At 69.7% G+C, this 2,885-nt stretch carries 3 protein-coding genes; 1 reads left to right on the top strand and 2 read right to left on the bottom strand.

The features are described 5' to 3' along the window. The first annotated feature begins 182 nt into the window (after positions 1-182). A complete protein-coding gene (locus IE249_RS12085) occupies positions 183-635 on the top strand; it encodes a YrdB family protein (RefSeq protein ID WP_373304376.1) in 453 nt (150 codons plus the stop codon). Between the two features lie 75 nt (positions 636-710). Here the strand turns inward: IE249_RS12085 and IE249_RS12080 are convergent, their stop codons facing one another. Next, positions 711-1,037, bottom strand: coding sequence for a MerR family transcriptional regulator (locus IE249_RS12080; protein WP_189704775.1), 327 nt, complete (start codon positions 1,035-1,037; stop codon positions 711-713). A gap of 502 nt (positions 1,038-1,539) precedes the next feature. Continuing rightward, the coding region (locus tag IE249_RS12075; protein WP_229858220.1) for an Ig-like domain-containing protein at positions 1,540-2,885 on the bottom strand (1,346 nt) is incomplete at its 5' end.

The raw sequence follows: 2,885 nt of genomic DNA, 5'->3' as shown, positions 1-2,885 counted from the left end.
CGAGCCGGCCCGCCCAGAGAACCGGGGCAATCGAACCGCAAGTTGAACAAAGTGCAAGTAAGCTGGTGCCATGCCTCGGGAGACGATGACCGCCGACCAGATCATCCGCGCCGCGATCGAACGACGGGCGCCGACGCATGCCATCGCACCCACGGAGTCATTCCGCCCACCGAGAGGATCCCATGCCGGCACCGTTCGCCTCCTCGACACCGTCCGCTTCCAGCGGAATGCCGGCTGAGCGGCGCTGGTACGCCGCCAACGAACTCCTGGCGTTCCTGCTCGAACTCGCCGCCCTGGCATGCCTGGGCTGGTGGGGCTCCACCACCGGTGACGACGCGGTTCTTCACATCCTGTTCGGAGCGGGCACACCTCTGGCGGCGATCGTCTTGTGGGCTCTGTTCGCCGCGCCGAGGGCGCGGCTGCGCCCTCGGCTTCCATTCGTCCTCGCCGTCAAGGCCGCGGTGCTCGGTGGCGGCGCGGCCGCCCTCTACGGGGTCGGGCATCCGATCGCCGCCGTGGCCATGGCAGTTGCAGTGGTGACGAACACGACGGCGGCGGAGGTGTTTCGCCACCGGCCGGCCGGCTCGCACACGGGCCGGGCGGCCGCCTCCGGCCCACCGGCTTCCGACCTTTGATCCGCTCACGCAGTTGTGGCCCGGAGACACCTACCGACGAGCGCCGACGCCGCCTCTTCGCCACACGGTCTTCGGCTACTGCTCGCCGCCCTGGGTCCGCAGCTGCTCATTGATGCGCTGAGCTTCTTCGAGTTGGTCCTCAAGAGTGATGATGCGGCAGGCGGCCTCTACGGGGGTGCCGTCGTCGACGAGTTCGCGGGCACGGGCGGCGATGCGCAACTGGTAGCGGGAATACCGGCGGTGGCCGCCTTCGGAACGCAAGGGGCTGATCAGGCGGCGTTCGCCCAGGGAGCGGAGGAAGGCTGGGGTGGTGCCGAGCATCTCGGCGGCCCGGCCCATCGTGTAGGCGGGGTAGTCGTCGTCATCGAGAGGCGTCACGGGGCGGGTACTGCGAGGGGGCATAGACCTCTTCTTCCAAGGGACACGTCGGGGGGCCCGAGTGCCACGCCGGCACCCGGGCCCCGAGCTTTCAACACCATCTACCGGCACATGGTGCCGGCCTTCTTCGTCCGCAGACTCCGCCCGGTACGGCGGGGTTGCGGAGATAGCGGATGCGTGACCGGGGACCACCTTCCAATCCGGGGCCTGCGTTACCCGGGCGTACTCCTGCCTGCCCGGGCGATCCTGATGGCGTTCTGCTCCTCACCTTCGGTGATACGGGGTTGCACTGCTGGATACGGTACTGCTCACGGCCCCGAGGGCCGTTTCGTGCTTGACCTGCATGCGCGGCAGTTCGTGTCTGCCGCGCCCTCTTCGACTTCTGGGTACATGAAGAAACTACCTCGCCACTGCATTAATGTCTACGCTCACCACGACAGATTTTCGGTGGCGGAGATGCATGGCCTTCTGTAGTGCTCCACGTACCGGTCGGCAGAGACGGGGCGGTGTCCGGCAAGGGTCGCGTTCAGGTGACGGTCTCGGTGCCAGTGACGCTGGAGGGGCTGAAGCGCGTGTCGCCGCTGTAGGTGACGCCGATGGTGTGCACGGCCTTGCTCAGGCGGGTGTATCCGACTGAGGCGGTCCCCGACACCAGCGGCACGGTCTGGGCCTTCTCACCGCTGACTGCCACGGTCACCGTTCCCGTAGGCGTCCCGGCCCCCGGCAAGACGGGGGCGACGGTCACCGTCACGGTCACCGGTTGGGTGTGGGTGGCCGGATTCGGCGAGGCCGAGACGGCGGTGCTCGTGGCGGCCGGGAGCACGGTCTGAGTACGCGCCGCGGTCGACGGCGTGTACCCGGTGTCCCCGTTGTACGCGGCGGTGACCCCGTACGGACTGCCCGACACGGAGACGTAGGCGTGGGTGGCCGCCGCCGTGCCGGAGAACACGGGGGCGGTGACGGCGGGCGTGCCGTCGCCGAAGCTGAAGGTGACCGTGCCGGTCGGGGTGCCTGCTCCGGGGGCGACGGCTGCGACGGTGGCGGTGAAGGTGACCGGCTGGCCCGTCACCGACGGGTTGGCGTCGGCGCTCACAGCGACGGTCGTGGCGGTCTGGCCGACCGTTTGGGCGGTGGTCGCGCTGGATGCGGCGAAGTCGGGGTTTCCGCTGTACGCCGCGCTGACGACGAACGGACTGCCTGCCCTGGAGGCGTAGGCGTGGGTGGCACTGGCGGTGCCGCCACTGAGTGACGCGGTCAGGACGGCACCGTCGCCGAAGTCGAACACGACGGTGCCGGTCGGTGTCCCGGCCCCTGGTGGGACGGCGGCCACTGTCGCGGTGGCCGTGACGGTCTGGCCGGTCCGCGAGGGATTGGGTGAGGTGGCGACCGCGGTCTTGGTGACAGCCGCGGTCACCGTGTGCGTGCCGCTCGCCGACGAAGGCTTCGTGTTGCTGTCGCCGTTGTAGGCGGCGGTGACGGTGTAGGGGCTGCCCGCCGCCGAGGTCCAGGTGTGCACGGTCGTGGCCGTACCCGAGGCGACGGGGACAGTCACCGACGGACTGCCGTCACCGAACGCGAACGTGACCGTGCCCGTCGGTGTCCCAGCTCCCGGCGCGACAACGCCGACCGTGGCGGTGACGGTCACCGGCTGACCGGGCACCGAGGGTTTCGGTGACGAGGCAGCCGTGGTGGTGGTCGCCGCCCGGCTGATCGTCGCGGTCGCCGTGCCACTGGATCCGGTGAAGGCGGCTTCACCGTTGTAGGTGGCGGTGACGGTGTAGGGGCTGCCCGCCGCGGAGGTCCAGGTGTGCACGGTCGTGGCCGTACCCGAGGCGACGGGGACAGTCACCGACGGACTGCCGTCACCGAACA

This window comes from Streptomyces anandii JCM 4720, assembly GCF_014650655.1.
Taxonomy (GTDB): domain Bacteria; phylum Actinomycetota; class Actinomycetes; order Streptomycetales; family Streptomycetaceae; genus Streptomyces; species Streptomyces anandii.
The sequence above is the reverse complement of the archived record's forward strand: the minus strand, read 5'-3'. Positions and strand labels throughout refer to the sequence as shown.